The organism is Pseudomonas tohonis (genome assembly GCF_012767755.2).
GTDB classification, from domain to species: domain Bacteria; phylum Pseudomonadota; class Gammaproteobacteria; order Pseudomonadales; family Pseudomonadaceae; genus Metapseudomonas; species Metapseudomonas tohonis.
Genome location: NZ_AP023189.1, coordinates 1,679,668 through 1,693,631 on the forward strand (window position 1 = coordinate 1,679,668; position 13,964 = coordinate 1,693,631).

General features: G+C 67.6%; 15 protein-coding genes and 1 pseudogene. 9 read left to right on the top strand and 7 right to left on the bottom strand.

Annotation, left to right across the window (positions count from 1 at the left end):
• Positions 1 to 9 precede the first annotated feature (9 nt).
• A complete protein-coding gene (locus HSX14_RS07795; RefSeq protein WP_111260637.1) occupies positions 10 to 936 on the bottom strand; it encodes a PA3225 family LysR-type transcriptional regulator in 927 nt (308 codons plus the stop codon).
• Positions 937 to 1,040: 104 nt separating this feature from the next.
• Between HSX14_RS07795 and HSX14_RS07800 the strand changes: the two genes are divergently transcribed.
• The 3 genes from HSX14_RS07800 to rarD all read left to right on the top strand — a co-directional run bounded on the left by HSX14_RS07800 (position 1,041) and on the right by rarD (position 3,424).
• Positions 1,041 to 1,355 carry a 3-phosphoglycerate kinase gene (locus HSX14_RS07800; RefSeq protein WP_111260638.1) on the top strand — a complete coding sequence of 105 codons (315 nt, stop codon included), beginning with the start codon at positions 1,041 to 1,043 and terminating at the stop codon, positions 1,353 to 1,355.
• 172 nt (positions 1,356 to 1,527) lie between these two features.
• The gene (locus HSX14_RS07805) at positions 1,528 to 2,127 is read left to right on the top strand and encodes an FMN-dependent NADH-azoreductase (protein WP_173176440.1); all 600 of its coding nucleotides are present in this window, start codon (positions 1,528 to 1,530) and stop codon (positions 2,125 to 2,127) included.
• 382 nt (positions 2,128 to 2,509) lie between these two features.
• On the top strand, positions 2,510 to 3,424 hold the full coding sequence (gene rarD, locus HSX14_RS07810) for an EamA family transporter RarD (RefSeq protein WP_173176442.1): 915 nt from the start codon (positions 2,510 to 2,512) through the stop codon (positions 3,422 to 3,424).
• Here rarD and HSX14_RS07815 read toward each other — a convergent pair.
• Positions 3,417 to 3,833, bottom strand: coding sequence for an NUDIX hydrolase (locus HSX14_RS07815; protein WP_173176444.1), 417 nt, complete (start codon positions 3,831 to 3,833; stop codon positions 3,417 to 3,419). The genes rarD and HSX14_RS07815 overlap by 8 nt on opposite strands.
• Positions 3,830 to 4,375, bottom strand: a complete 546-nt coding sequence (locus HSX14_RS07820) for a dihydrofolate reductase family protein (RefSeq protein ID WP_173176446.1) — start codon at positions 4,373 to 4,375, stop codon at positions 3,830 to 3,832. Before HSX14_RS07820 ends, HSX14_RS07815 begins: the two co-directional genes overlap by 4 nt.
• Positions 4,376 to 4,575: 200 nt before the next feature.
• On the opposite strand from HSX14_RS07820, the gene HSX14_RS07825 reads away from it, so the two are divergent.
• From HSX14_RS07825 to HSX14_RS07840, 4 genes and pseudogenes are all read left to right on the top strand, one after another.
• Positions 4,576 to 5,910, top strand: a complete 1,335-nt coding sequence (locus tag HSX14_RS07825) for a DEAD/DEAH box helicase (protein ID WP_173176448.1) — start codon at positions 4,576 to 4,578, stop codon at positions 5,908 to 5,910.
• 212 nt (positions 5,911 to 6,122) lie between these two features.
• A pseudogene (locus tag HSX14_RS07830) lies at positions 6,123 to 6,365 on the top strand (DUF1294 domain-containing protein); the annotation flags it as partial.
• 171 nt (positions 6,366 to 6,536) lie between these two features.
• The gene (locus HSX14_RS07835; RefSeq protein ID WP_173176451.1) at positions 6,537 to 7,592 is read left to right on the top strand and encodes an HAD family hydrolase; all 1,056 of its coding nucleotides are present in this window, start codon (positions 6,537 to 6,539) and stop codon (positions 7,590 to 7,592) included.
• Positions 7,593 to 7,674: 82 nt separating this feature from the next.
• Positions 7,675 to 8,403 carry a substrate-binding periplasmic protein gene (locus HSX14_RS07840; RefSeq protein ID WP_228723556.1) on the top strand — a complete coding sequence of 243 codons (729 nt, stop codon included), beginning with the start codon at positions 7,675 to 7,677 and terminating at the stop codon, positions 8,401 to 8,403.
• Between the two features lie 9 nt (positions 8,404 to 8,412).
• Here the strand turns inward: HSX14_RS07840 and HSX14_RS07845 are convergent, their stop codons facing one another.
• Both HSX14_RS07845 and HSX14_RS07850 read right to left on the bottom strand, forming a co-directional pair.
• A complete protein-coding gene (locus tag HSX14_RS07845) occupies positions 8,413 to 8,706 on the bottom strand; it encodes a hypothetical protein (RefSeq protein WP_173176453.1) in 294 nt (97 codons plus the stop codon).
• Between the two features lie 66 nt (positions 8,707 to 8,772).
• Positions 8,773 to 10,542 carry a S8/S53 family peptidase gene (locus tag HSX14_RS07850; protein ID WP_173176455.1) on the bottom strand — a complete coding sequence of 590 codons (1,770 nt, stop codon included), beginning with the start codon at positions 10,540 to 10,542 and terminating at the stop codon, positions 8,773 to 8,775.
• A 151-nt stretch (positions 10,543 to 10,693) separates the two neighbouring features.
• Here HSX14_RS07850 and HSX14_RS07855 point away from each other — a divergent pair, with 151 nt between their 5' ends.
• On the top strand, positions 10,694 to 11,092 hold the full coding sequence (locus HSX14_RS07855; protein ID WP_173176457.1) for a transcriptional regulator: 399 nt from the start codon (positions 10,694 to 10,696) through the stop codon (positions 11,090 to 11,092).
• Between the two features lie 208 nt (positions 11,093 to 11,300).
• Here HSX14_RS07855 and HSX14_RS07860 read toward each other — a convergent pair whose 3' ends face one another.
• Complete coding sequence (locus HSX14_RS07860) at positions 11,301 to 11,609, bottom strand: hypothetical protein (RefSeq protein WP_173176459.1); 309 nt, start codon at positions 11,607 to 11,609, stop codon at positions 11,301 to 11,303.
• Between the two features lie 205 nt (positions 11,610 to 11,814).
• On the opposite strand from HSX14_RS07860, the gene HSX14_RS07865 reads away from it, so the two are divergent.
• Positions 11,815 to 13,104 (top strand): phospholipase, encoded by a 1,290-nt coding sequence (locus HSX14_RS07865; RefSeq protein ID WP_373874653.1) that lies wholly within the window; start codon positions 11,815 to 11,817, stop codon positions 13,102 to 13,104.
• A gap of 104 nt (positions 13,105 to 13,208) precedes the next feature.
• On the opposite strand, the gene HSX14_RS07870 is transcribed toward HSX14_RS07865, so the two are convergent.
• The gene (locus tag HSX14_RS07870; RefSeq protein WP_173176463.1) at positions 13,209 to 13,925 is read right to left on the bottom strand and encodes an rRNA pseudouridine synthase; all 717 of its coding nucleotides are present in this window, start codon (positions 13,923 to 13,925) and stop codon (positions 13,209 to 13,211) included.
• Between the last annotated feature and the right edge of the window lie 39 nt (positions 13,926 to 13,964).

A 13,964-nucleotide genomic window follows, 5' to 3' on the forward strand; every position in this document is an offset into this window, starting at 1 on the left:
GTCTCTCCCTCAGGCGTTGGGCAGGGGGGCGGCGAAGGGCGCGTTGAGCGGCGCCGAGTCGAAGGTCTTGATCAGCTCGACGAGGATCTGCGAGGCCGGGCCGAGCGCCTTCTCTTTGTTGGCGTAGAGGAAGAAGCCGGGGTGCCGGGTGCCGCCCTGGTCCATGGGCAGCGGCTTGAGCAGGCCTTCCTTGAGTTCGCGCTCGATGATGTGGCGTGGCAGCCAGGCGAAGCCCAGGCCGTTGCTGACGAAGTTGGCGGCGGTGGCCAGGCTGCCCACCGTCCAGCGTTGCTCGGCGCCGAGCCAGCCGACATCGCGCGGCTGGGTGCGGCCGGAGTCGCGGATCACCACCTGCAGCTGGGTTTCCAGGTCCTGGAAGGTGACGTCGCGCTGCAGGCGGTGCAGCGGGTGGTCGGGGTGGGCGACGGCGACGAACTCGACGTTGCACAGCTCGGTGCCCAGGTAGCCGGGGATGTTGAGGCCGGTGATGGCGAGGTCGGCGGTGCCTTCGAGCAGCACTTCCTCGACGCCGGAAAGCACTTCCTCGCGCAGGCGCACGCGGCAGCCGCGGCTCTGCGGCATGAAGGCGGCCAGGGCGCGCAGCAGGCGCGCAGTGGGGTAGGCGGCATCCACCACCAGGCGCACCTCGGCTTCCCAGCCCTGTTCCATGTGGTGGGCGAGTTCCTCCAGCTGGCTGGCGGACTTGACCAGTTGCCGCGAGCGCCGCAGCAGCACCTCGCCGGCCTCTGTGAGCACGGCCTTGCGTCCGTCGATGCGCAGCAGCGGTACGCCCAGTTGTTCCTGCATGCGGGCCACGGTGTAGCTGACCGACGACTGCGAACGGTGGGTGGCCTCCGCCGCCTGGGCGAAGCCGCCGTGGTCGACCACCGCCTGCAGGGTCCGCCACTGATCCAGGGTTACCCGGGGCGCTTTCATGCCTTGCTCCTTCTTCTTGTGTATCGGTCAGGAAACATGCGGCCGTGCCGATGACCTCGCCTGACGCTCTGTGTAAGCTGGCGGTCCCGCGCTGGAGACCTCCAATGAAAAGAACGCTCTGTGCCCTGCTGGCCTGCCTGCCCGTCGCCGCCTTCGCCTACCCCATCGAGGTGGAGAAGCAATACAACGGTAGCGAGATCACCTACACGACCGATGACATCGATCACAACATGGGTTCGATCAACGTCTACAACCTGGGCGAGGCCCGCGCCGAATGCACGGTGCGCTTCACCAACGGCCCGGAGACCCCGAAGATCCGTCGTGCGGTGATCGAGGGTGGCAAGAGCGTCTACCTCACCGCCAAGTTCAACCGCAGCATCATCCGTCTGCGCATCGGCCTCACCTGCAAGCCTGCCTAGGCGAAAACTCCTAAAAGGACGTCAGCACAAGGCTCAAGCCTAGTGAGGGCTTCTTTATAAATCAATTTTGTCGATTGTTAGTAGCGGATTAATTCGCTTTTTTATCGAATTGTGTCTGGATAACCTGCGCTCCATCGAATCCCCACCCCTACAGATCGATGGAGCAGCAAACATGTCCAACGTCCTCGTGATCGAAAGCAGCGCCCGCCAGCAGGGTTCCATTTCCCGCGACCTGACCCAGGCGTTCCTCGCCCAGTGGAAGGCCGCCCATCCGGCTGACCGGATCACCGTCCGCGACCTGGCCGTGGAGCAGGTGCCGCACCTGGACGCCGATCTGCTCGGTGGCTGGATGAAACCTGCCGACCAGCACAGCGAGACCGAGAAGGCCGCCCTGGAGCGCTCCAACCTGCTGACCGAGGAGCTGCTGGCCGCCGACGTGCTGGTGCTGGCCGCGCCCATGTACAACTTCGCCATCCCCAGCACCCTGAAGGCCTGGCTGGACCACGTGCTGCGTGCGGGGGTCACCTTCAAGTACACCGAGACCGGCCCCCAGGGCCTGCTCACCGGCAAGCGCGCCTATGTGCTGACCGCCCGTGGCGGCGTCTACGCCGGCGGCCCGTTCGATCACCAGGAGCCCTACCTGCGCCAGGCGCTGGGTTTCATCGGCATCCACGATGTGTCCTTCATCCATGCCGAGGGCATGAACATGGGCACCGAGTTCCAGGAAAAGGGCATCGCCCAGGCCAAGGCGCTGGTCGCCAAGGTCGCCTGAGGCTCCACCGTTTCACCCGCTCCTTTGTGCATATCCCTTGCCCGGCCCCATGGCCGGGCTTTTTTATGGGTGCGCGAAAGGCCCCTGCACGGTGGCAGCCCGGGCGTAGGGTGGAGGTCGCTTTTTACCTCCACCAGGCGGAGTTGAGACGGGAGCGGCAGCATGGGTTTCGCTTCGCTCGCGGAACGCCGCCCGATCCATCCTGCGGGCTGGATTGGGGAGGGTGCCGCTTTCAGGCCCGTCGATGCCGGGTTGGTCCCAGCGGGCCCGCAGGTGGGTGGGTAAGCTTTCCCTGTTGGCGATGAGCGGGTATTTTCGCCGGCTGCTATCCGAGGCCTGCCATGTCTTCTTCGTCGTTCATCCCCTCCGTCGCGGTGTGCCCGTGAGGCTGTCCGGGCGCGGGGTCGCGCTGTCACTCACCGCATCGGTGCTGTTCGCTCTGATGCCCGGCTACGTGCGCGAGCTGGCACCGCTCGATGGTGTGCAGATCTTCGCCCAGCGGGTGCTCTGGTCGATTCCGGCGGTGTTGCTGCTGGTGGCGCTGATGGGGCAGTGGGCGGTGCTGCGCGAGGTGCTCGTGCGCCTGCGCCGGGAACCGCTGCTGCTGGCGGCCTTGCCGTTGGCCGCGCTGTTGATCGGGCTGCAGTGGGGCCTGTTCCTCTGGGCGCCGCTAGAGGGGCGGATGCTGGAGGTTTCCCTCGGTTATTTCCTGCTGCCGCTGGTGATGGTGCTCTGTGGGCGCCTTTTCTATAACGAGCGCTTGCGGCCGTTGCAGTTGCTGGCGGTGCTTTGTGCCGTGGCCGGGGTGCTCCACGAGCTGTGGATGACCCGGGCGTTTTCCTGGCTGACCCTGGTCACCGCGCTGGGCTACCCGCCGTATTTCATGCTGCGCCGCTGGATGCGCCTGGACGCGTTGTCCGGCTTCATCCTGGAGATGGCGATGCTGGCGCCACTGGCGGCCTGGCTGATCATCGCCCACGGGCCGGAGGGCGCGTTCTTCCAGGCCCCGCAACTGTGGTGGCTGATTCCCGGGCTGGGCCTGCTGGGCACCCTGGCCTTCGCCGCGATGATGGCGTCCAGCCGGCTGCTGCCGTTGGGGCTGTTCGGCATCCTCAGCTACGTCGAGCCGGTGCTGCTGTTCGCCGTGGCGGTGGCGTTCCTGGGCGAGGCGTTCGACCCGGCGCAGTTCTGGACCTACCTGCCGATCTGGCTGGCGGTGCTGCTGATCGGCTGGGACAGCGCCCAGCTGCTGCGCAAGCAGGCGCGCCAGGAGCGGGCGAACCGGGCCCTCAGCTGAGGGCGTTGGCGGCCTGGTGCTCGGCCAGTGCGGCCAGCACCTGGTCGCGCAACAGGGGCGCGAGCTCGGCCGGCGGGGTCGCGCCCGGGGCCAGCCAGGCCAGTTCCTCCAGCTCTGCCGCCGCCTCCACCGGGTGCGGCAGGCGGGCGACGAAGATTTCCGCATCCACCCAGGTATCGGGCTCGTTGGCGGCCGGCGCGCGGAAGCGGCCGAGCGGCTGCAGCGCGCTGGCGTCCATCTGCAGGTCGAGTTCTTCGTGCAGTTCCCGTTGCAGGGCGGCGAGGGCGGACTCGCCCGCTTCGCGCTTGCCGCCGGGCAGCATGAAGGCCCGGGTGCCGCGCTTGCGCACCAGCAGCAGGCGGTGGGAGTCGTCGAGCAGGCAGGCGGCGGAGAGGATCAGGGTGGTCATGTGACGGGGGCTTCCGGCAGCAGTTTGTAGTGCAGCTGCACCACGCCGGTGCTGAAGCTGCGTTGTTCGTGGAGTTGCAGGCGGCGCTCAAGGCCGGTGGCGAACATCTGGATGCCGGCGCCGAGCAGGTGCGGGATGAGGCTGACGATCAGTTCGTCGATCAGGCCCGCCGCATAGCAGGTGCCGGCCAGCGAACCGCCGCCCACCAGCCAGACGCGCTGGCAGCCGGCCTCGGCGAGGTCGGCCAGGGCTTCGGCCGGGGTGCTGTGGGCGATCCGCACCTGCGGCGCTGCCGGCTCCAGCTCCGCGCGGGTCAGCACGGTACAGGGCTTGCCGGGGTAGGGCCAGGCCCCGCCCATGGCCAGCACCGTCTCGTAGGTGCCGCGTCCCATCAGCAGGCCGTCGACGCTGTCGTAGAAGGCGCCGTAGCCATGATCGTCGCCGGACTGTTCCACCGGATGCAGCCAGTCGACGCTGCCGTCGGGGCGGGCGATGTAGCCGTCCAGGCTGGCGGCGACGTAGTAGATCAGCGATGCACTCATGCGGGGCTCCGACGGATGGGCTGTGCCGGCGGTGAAATCCGTCGGGGACTGAAGCGTTTGGAGTGGAGCACGGCCCCTTGGGTTCAGCAATCGCCGCAACGTCGGGAAATTGCCGCGAGGCGCACAGAATTCGGGCGTTCGGGCGCGACAACCGTTAACCTATGCAGCTGTTTTTCAAGCTTTCGATCGAGGTAGCACCCGTGTTCTCCCAATTCGCCCTGCACGAACGTCTGCTCAAGGCCGTGGCCGAGCTGAAATTTGCCGAACCGACGCCCGTGCAGCAGGCGGCCATCCCCCCGGCGCTGGAAGGGCGCGACCTGCGCGTCACCGCCCAGACCGGCAGCGGCAAGACCGCGGCGTTCGTGCTGCCCCTGCTCAACCGCCTGATCGGCGAGGCCAAGCCCCGCGAGCGCATCCGCTCGCTGATCCTGCTGCCGACCCGCGAGCTTGCCCAGCAGACGCTGAGGGAAGTCGAGCGCTTCTCGCAGTTCACCTTCATCAAGTCCGGCATCGTCACCGGCGGCGAGGACTTCAAGGTCCAGGCCGCCATGCTGCGCAAGCTGCCCGATGTGCTGGTGAGCACCCCCGGGCGCCTGATCGAGCACCTCAACTCCGGCACCGTCGATCTCAAGGAAGTGGAAGTGCTGGTGCTGGACGAAGCCGACCGCATGCTCGACATGGGCTTCGCCGAGGACATGCAGCGCATCACCGCCGAGTGCGCCAACCGCAAGCAGACCCTGCTGTTCTCCGCCACCACCGGCGGCGCGGCGCTGCGCGAGGTGTCGGCCAAGGTGCTGAACGACCCGCTGCACCTGCGCCTCAATGGTGTCGAGCAGCTCAACGAGTCCACCCGCCAGCAGATCATCACCGCCGACGATATCGCCCACAAGGAAGCCCTGGCGCGCTGGCTGCTGGCCAACGAGGACTACCAGAAGGCCATCGTCTTCACCAACACCCGCGCCCAGGCCGACCGTTTCTACGGCCACCTGGTGGCGGCCGGCTACAAGGCCTTCGTGCTCCACGGCGACAAGGACCAGAAGGACCGCAAGCTGGCCATCGACCGCGTGCGCGAGGGCGGCACCAAGGTGCTGGTGGCCACCGACGTGGCGGCCCGTGGCCTGGACATCCAGGGCATGGACCTGGTGATCAACTTCGACATGCCGCGCTCCGGCGACGAGTACGTGCACCGTGTCGGCCGTACCGGGCGTGCCGGTGGCGAGGGCCTGGCCATTTCGCTGATCTGCCACAACGACTGGAACCTGATGTCCAGCGTCGAGCGCTACCTGAAGCAGAGCTTCGAGCGCCGCGTGATCAAGGAGCTCAAGGGCAGCTACAGCGGCCCGAAGAAGGTCAAGGCCTCCGGCAAGGCTGCTGGCGTGAAGAAGAAAAAGACCGACAAGAAGGCGGGCGACAAGAAGGCCTCGGCCAAGCCGGCCGCCAAGCGCAAGCCTTCCGGCCCGCGCCGCGACGAGTCCAAGGTGGTCAGCGCCGACGGCCTGGCCCCGCTCAAGCGCAAGAAGCCCGCTGCCGAGTGAGCCGTCCGTTAGCGCGCGGCCTGTCGCTCGCGGCGCTGCCGTGGCTGGCCACCGCCGAGGCCAAGGTGTATCGCTGCACCCGGGCCGACGGCACGGTGGAGTTCACCGACCGGGGCTGCGGCACCCTGGAGCCCTCCCGTTCGGGCGGGTTGATCGACGGGCTGCCTTCCCTGCACTCCCTTCTCGACGCCGCTCCAGCGTTGCTGCCTCACGGGCCCACACCCTGGCAACTGCTGGCGCTGGTCTACCTGGCGATGAGCACGGTCTGCTTCATCGCCTACTGGCGCGACAAGCGCTTCGCCGTCGCCGGTGCCCAGCGCACGCCGGAGTCGCGCCTGCACCTCTACGAGCTGCTCGGCGGCTGGCCGGGCGGGTTGCTGGCGCAGCGGCTGATCCGTCACAAGAATCGCAAGCTGTCCTACCAGGTGAAGTTCTGGTCGATCGTCGCCCTGCACCTGGGCGTGCTCGGGTGGTGGCTGCTGGGGCGCTGAACCCCCGACTGCGCCGCTGCGAGGATGGTCGGCGTCGGAAATGGTCCGCTCGTGCTTGCGGGGTTTTGCTAGGGTCGATGAGCTGGAGCGAGGCTGCTCCCCACACGCTCATCCACCGCAGGGAACCCCGACACGATGAAGCTCACCCAGACGATTCTCGCCGCCGCGCTGTGCATGGGCCTGGCCGGCACCACCCTCGCCACCGAACTCAAGCACTGGCCGGCGCCCGCCGCCAAGCAGCTCGATGCGCTGATCGCGGCCAACGCCAACAAGGGCGCCTACGCGGTGTTCGACATGGACAACACCAGCTACCGCTACGACCTGGAGGAGTCGCTGCTGCCGTTCCTCGAGGCCAAGGGCGTGCTGACCCGCGAGAAGCTCGACCCCTCGCTCAAGCTGATCCCGTTCAAGGACGTGAACGGCCACAAGGAAAGCCTCAACAGCTACTACTACCGCCTCTGCGAGCTCGACGACCTGGTCTGCTACCCCTGGGTGGCCCAGGTGTTCTCTGGCTTCACGCTGCGCGAGCTGAAGGGCTACGTCGACGAACTGCTGGCCTCCGGCAAGCCGGTCCCCGCCACCTACTACGAGGGTGACGAGGTGAAGACCATCGAGATCAACCCGCCCAGGCTGTTCACCGGCCAGCAGGAGCTGATGAACAAGCTGCGCGAGAACGGCATCGAGGTGTACATCATGACCGCCGCGCTGGAGGAGCTGGTGCGCATGGTCGCCGCCGATCCCAAGTACGGCTACAACGTGAAGCCGGAGAACGTCATCGGTGTCACCACGCTGCTCAAGGACCGCAAGACCGGCGCGCTGACCACCGCGCGCAAGCAGATCGAGGAAGGCAAGTACGACGAGAAGGCCAACCTCGACCTGGAGATCACCCCCTACCTGTGGACCCCGGCGACCTGGATGGCCGGCAAGCAGGCGGCGATCCTCACCTATATCGACCAGTGGAAGAAGCCCATCCTGGTCGGCGGCGATACCCCTGACAGCGATGGCTACATGCTCTTCCACGGCACCGACGTGGAGAAGGGCGGCCTGCGCGTCTGGGTGAACCGCAAGGCCAAGTACATGGACCAGATCACCGCCATGCAGAAGAAGAACGCCGAGCAGCAGGCGAAGCTCGGCCTGCCCGTCACCGCCGACCGCAACTGGGTGGTGGTGACGCCCGAGGAAATCCAGTAACCGACCCTCCGTCACGGGGCCGCCCCCCTGCGCAACCGTATCGCCAGCGGCTATGCTGCGAGCTGTAGCGCAAGGGGGTGGCATGGGCAGAGGGCTGCTGGTTGGCGTGTTGTTGCTCGGGCTTCCCTGGCTTGCCATGGGAGAGGAGTTGCGTTTTGGGTTCGGCACGCAGAAGCCGCCCTATATCTACGAGGGCGAGGACCGCGGGCTCGAGCTGGAAATCGTCACGGCTGCCGCCAAGGCGGCCGGCTTCACCCTGCAGTACCACTACCTGCCGATGGAGCGCCTGCACCTGCTGCTGGGCCGTGGCGAGCTGGACGGCATCGCCGCCACCAGTGAGCGCAGCGGCGTCCAGGCGTTCTATTCCGACGTGTACATCCAGTATCACAACTACGCCATCGCCCTGGCCCGCAATGGTTACCGCATCGACTCCATAGCGGATCTCGGCCAGTACTCGGTCAGTGCCTTCCAGCGGGCGCGCTTCCTGCTGGGCGATGAGTTCCAGCGCATGGCGGAGAACAACCCGCGCTACCGCGAGGAGGCCCAGCAGATCACCCGCAACCGGCTGCTCTATGCGGGGCGCATCGACGTCGCGATCGGCGACAAGCGCATCATCAACTACCTCAATCGCGAGGTGGTCACCCAGGTGGATATCAGCCAGCCCATCGTCTGGTACGACCTGTTCCCGCCCACCGACTACAAGGTCGGGTTCGTCCACGCCAACCAGCGCGACCGTTTCAACAAGGGCCTGCAGCAGATCCGCGACAGTGGCGAGTACCGCGCCATCGAGAAGAAGTACCAGCGTTATTGAACCGTCCGATCACGGCTGCTTCTGCTGGGCGTCGCTCGCATCGCCGGCCTTGTCGACTTCCTGCTTGCGCTGCTCGGTGACATCGCACTCGTCGTCGCCCTCGCGGGAGTCGGTCTTGAGCTTCTCGTGCTTCAGCTCCTCGTTGACCTGCCGGGCCTTCTGCGGGTCGCTATCGGTGGCCTGGTGCACTTCGGCTGCCAGTTGCTCGCGCTTGGCGGTGGCCTCGTCGGCACCGCACGCGGCCAGGGCGGGCAGGGGGGCGAGCAGGGCCAGGGTGGCGCTCAATGCCAATAGACGGTTCATGGTGTCTCCTCCAGGTGCATCGCATTCACTAGGGTGGAGCGCCCGCGCGCGGCAAAAGTTCAGGCTTCAGCGCACCCGGTCGCGGCTCTGCACGGCCAGGTCCAGGGCCTTCTGCATGTCCAGCCGAGCCGAGCGGCCCACGTCCTTGTCGTTCAACTGGTAGTTGCGCTCCGACGGCAGGATGGGCGCGGTGAGGTCCTCGGCATCCATCGGCTCGAAGTCATAGTCGCCGCCGATGGTCATGGCGCTGCGGCGCAGCAGCATGCGCACCTGCTCGGGCTGCAGGCGCGGGTTGATCGAGAGCATGGCGGCGACGATGCCGGTGACCAGCGGCGTGGCGTAGGACGTGCCGCAGTGCACCTCGCCCGTCTCGTCTGCGCGGCGGGTCGAGGCGCGGGCGCAGGCGGCGGCGGTGATGTCCACGCGCATGTCGATGTTCGAGGAGTCGCGCTTGACCACGTAGGCGGGGTCGTCGACACCCACGTCATCGCGCTCGCTGCGCTGGTGCCCGCCGACCACCAGCAACTGGTCGGTGATGAAGGAGGAGGGCAGGCGGTATTCGTCGGTGCCGGAGAACGAGGCGCCGTTGCCGGCGGAGTTGATCACCAGCACGTCCGGGTGCTCCTTGCGCAGCCAGAGGAAGAACTCCTCCAGCAGTTCCTCGTAGCCGCTCATGGCGATGCCCGAGCGCACCAGGGAGTCGACCTCGTCGCCCTCCACGTTCTTCGCCCCGACGCGGTGGATGCCCCAGCTCCAGTTGAGGACCCGCACCCCGTCCTCCACCAGGTTCACGGAGGCGGCGACGTTGGCGGTGATGCCGGCGTCGGAGTTGCGTTCGACTATCACCTCGAAGCCGTTGCTGGCCTTGTCCAGCCCGCGCAGGAAACCGGTGTTGCCGCCCTTGTCCCAACGCGCGGCGAGGATGCCGGCCACGGTGGAGCCATGGTTGTCGGGCTCGTCCGCGTCACGGGCGTAGAGGCAGGTGCGCGGCTGCCCGCCCTTGCAGCCGCCGAGGTAGTCGGCGAAGTCGGGGGCGTCGAAGTCGACGTTGCGCTCGATCACGCCGATGCGCAGCGGGCGGGTGTCCACCGGCGACTGGCGGGCGGGAATGCGGCGCTGGTAGTAGTTCACCGCGTCCATGAAGCGATTGGCGGCCCACTCGTCCGAGTCCTTGCCGGGCTTCTCCGGCTCCTTGCGCGCGGCCTCGGCTTCCTCGCCCTTTTCCGGAGCGGATTCCTCCACCACCACGGCATCGACGCTGGTCTCGCTGCCGATGCGCAGGATCAGCGCGTCACGCTCGGTGAGGTTCTTCACCGGCAGGCGCAACTGGTAGGTGTTCAGCGGCGGGATGGCGCCCACGACCTGGGCGCCGTACTTGCCGGCCAGGCGCTCGGCTTCCTTGCGGCCGTCGTGGCTTTCCTCGATCAGCAGGCTGATGAGGTCGACGTAGGTGGTCAGCCCGTCCATGTTCTTCGCCACCTCGTCCGGGCGCGCGGGCAGCACATGGCTGTCGCCTCGCGACAGCCACACGGGATTGCTGGCGCGCGGGCCGTCCTGCAGCCAGAGCGGCCCGCTGTCGTGATCCTGTTCGAGGCGCAGCTTCAGGCCACTCGCGCTGCGGGTCACCGCGCCTTGTGGCAGCGGCTCGCCGTCCAGCAGCAGTTGCGGCATGGCGTCGCCCAGGCCCCTGACCTTGAGGCACCAGTCCTGCTGCTGGCGCTCGAGCAGGTCGCCGCAGCGTTGCAGGCCTTCGAGGCGCAGCGGTTCGTCGGCGCTGGCGAAGGGGCTGGCCAGGGCTAGGAGCAGGGCGGTGAGCGGGTGGCGGTACAGCGGCATCGGGCGGGCCTCCGTGGCGGTTGTCCTGCTGTTCCGACTGCCCGGCTGCGCTTTTCGTTCAGGCCGACCGTTCGCCCTTCAGGTCGAACCCGGGGCGAGCCGGGGCAGTCGGACTCCACAGGACCCTCTTCCCCACGCCTGGAGTGACGCCATGAAAAGCTACGACTGGGAACTCATCGAGCTGCTGCTGCACAAGGTGCAGGAGTCGGCCAACGTCAACTTCGCCCCGCGCGAATACGCCGCCGAACTGGCCGAGCGGCGGCAGGCCGCCGGGCAACCGGTGGGCGGCACCCTGGACCACCTGAAGATGCTCGCGGCGGACTACGAGCGCTTGCTGCTGGAGGGCGGCTATATCGACCACCGACCGGAAAGCGCGGGGGGCAACGGCGAGAACTTCGTCCTCACCGAGCGCGGCAGCCGCCTGCAGGAGCTGATCAACAGCAGCCTGCCGGCCAACCTGCAGTTCCGCGAGCTGCTGGACGAGAAGGGCGAAGCGGCGCTGACGCCTGAGGTGTTCGACGAGTTGGCGGCGAAGGCGGCGCGGGCGTGATGGCTCAGGCGGCGCTGGGCGACTGAAGTCGCCCCTGCATCGCCTAAGCGACGCCCCGGCAGGCATGGGGTTCACCGCTGTGTGGGGTGGGTAGAGCGCCGCGAAACCCGCCGTTCGGCGCGTCAGGCTTCGCGGGGTCCCGGGCTGTCGGGGGCTTGGGCCTCGCTGCGCCCGGCGCCAAGCTGCACGCCCCTGCCTGCCGATCGCATCAATAGTTCGGCGGGGTTTCCGGCAGCACGTCCGGGTCGGGGATGAAGGGCATGGCCCAGGGATCGAGGTTGCGGCCCTGGTGCACGAGGTCCATCCGCGCCTGTTCCAGGACGCCCGCCAGGCGCACCGGGTTGGCGTACTGGGTGCTGCGGATGTGGCCGATGTCGAGGACCCGCTGCCCCTGCAGGTCCGTCACGGTCAGGCTGAAGCTGTCGTCCTCCTCGTGGGCCAGGGCCTTGCAGCCGTATGGCAGGAAGGCTTCGGTGGCCAGGCGCATGGCGTTGTCCAGGCTGATTGGCGTGGTCATGGCAGTCTCCCGCTGCAGTGCGTTGAGTAGGGTGGACAGCAGGATGGGGGGAAGCGGTTCCGCCGGGGTGACGAACTGCAGGCGGCCGATTTGGTGAGTCGCCTGTCCTGCCTGGACAGTGCCCAGCGCCTCCCCGGATTGTTACCCTTCGATGACAAGCGCTGCGGAAGACGGCGCCCCTGCTCACGGAGCCCCGATGAAACGCCTGCTACTCGTCCTGTCCTGCCTGATCGCCTGCGCCCCCGCTACGTTGCTGGCCTGGTCCAACCACTCCCTCGGCACCTGGCTGGCGCTGGCCGATCTTGAGGAGCTGCGTCAGGCGGAGCCTGTGCAGGTGGAGTCCCTGGAGGCCTTCCTCGCCGCCGAGGGCGTGGCGCTGGAGCAGTTGCTGGATGAGCAGGAAGCCTTCGCGCGGGAGCACTTCCCCGGCTACCCGGCCCGGCCCGATGACCTGCGCTGGCTGCCCGACTCCACGGGGGACCGTCGCCGTGCGTTCCTCATGGCGTTGCGGGTGAACCCGGAGATCCGCCTGGCCAGCTTCGTCCAGGCCCTGCCGGGCCTGCAGTTGCCGGACCACCGCTTCCTCGGCGCCGAGCAGGTGCTGGTGTTCCGCAAGCTCAACCTGTGGAACGAGTGGCGCTTCATCGCCGTCGAGCCGGGTGAGCGCCTCAACCCGCTGGCGGTGCTGGCCAGCGCGGCGGACGAGCCGGACTACGGCCACGACATCAACCTGTTCAGTGACAACCCGGGGGAGGTGGGCGCGCGCTATGGCTTCGGCACCCAGCCCTTCGGCGACGCGCGCTTCGAATACTCCTCCCAGGCACCGTTCCATATCGGCTACTACCACGAGTCGGCGCTGATCTACCGCGCCGCGCCCTTCCTCGCCCGCACCTACCCGGAGATGCGCGTGCAGCAGTACCTGGGCCTGGCGCGCTTCGCCTTCGAGAGCGGGCACGACTACTGGGGCTATCGCTTCCTCGGCTGGGCACTGCATTACGTCCAGGACCTGACCCAGCCCTACCATTCCAAGGCCCTGCCGGGAGAGAACACCGCGACGCTGATGTGGACGGCGATCAAGGCCGCGCTCGGCTATACCGCCGACAAGGAAGCGGCCATCGAGCGCGTCGCCACCCGCCACACCGAGGTGGAGAAATACCAGGCCGACTGGCTGCGCCGCCTGCTGCGCGAGGGCAGCAACGACAGCCCGCTGCTGGCCGCCTACCGCGACCGCTCGGTGGATGGCGACTACCCGCCGTTCGACCTGGGCTACCTGCGTGATGTGGTGTCCCTCGAGGCCTATGACGCTGCCGATGGTTTCGACGAGCGTATCGGCGCCTGGCTGGCCAAGGGGCAGCCGGGGGCGGACTTCAGCCAGGGCAACCAGCTCAAGCCGCCAGCCAGCGATCCCGAGCTGGATGCGGTGCTGGTGCAGCTGATCCGGCACTTCTCCGGCCACAGCCGCAACCTGGTGCGTACCACCCTGCGCAGCCCTTGAGGTGTGAGCCGGCAGGCTCGCTGCCGAGCGATGGGCTGCAAGGGAAGGCCGGGTCCTGCAGCCCGGCGGTGACGCTCAGGAAAGTGCTCGCGCCGCGTAGAGGCTCAGAACTTCTCGTTCTGGTTCAGGTAGCGCCACTGGCCCGGCTGCAGCTTGGCCATGGCCACGCCACCGATGCGGATGCGCTTCATCGATACCACCTTCAGCCCCACCGCTTCGCACATGTGGCGGATCTGCCCGGGCTGGGAGCCCTTGAGGGCGAAGCGCAGGCGGGTTTCGTTCTGCCAGCTGACCTTCATCGGCGGCAGCGGCTGACCCTTGTAGGCGAGGCCGTGGCACAGGCGCTTGAGGCCGTTTTCGACGATCTGCCCGTTGACTTCGACGATGAATTCCTCTTCCAGCTTGTTGGCGTGGTCCAGGCGACGGGTCACGCCCCAGTTCTGGGTGAACACCATCAGGCCGCTGGCGTCGGTTTCCAGCGGGGTGAGCAGGTTCTGGCGCACGAAGTGCTTTTTCAGCGGGCGGCGGCCTGCCTGGTCCGGGCTGAGGTTGCCCGGCACCAGCAGCTGCAACACGGAATTGGCACCCTGGCCGCTGCCGTAGCCGGCGGGCTTGTGCAGCAGCAGGGTGACCGGTTCGACGGTGGCGGCGACGGCGTCGGGGTGCAGTTCGATCTTCTCGTCCTGCACCTTGAACTGGGGCTCCTCCACCACCTGGCCGGCGACGCTGACCCAGCCGTTCTCGATGTACAGCTCGGCCTCGCGGCGGGAGCAGGGCAACAGTTCGGCGAGACGCTTGGACAGGCGGATGGGTTCGCTCATGGGGCAGTACCTGGACGTGGGGTGCGCATTGTACCCGCT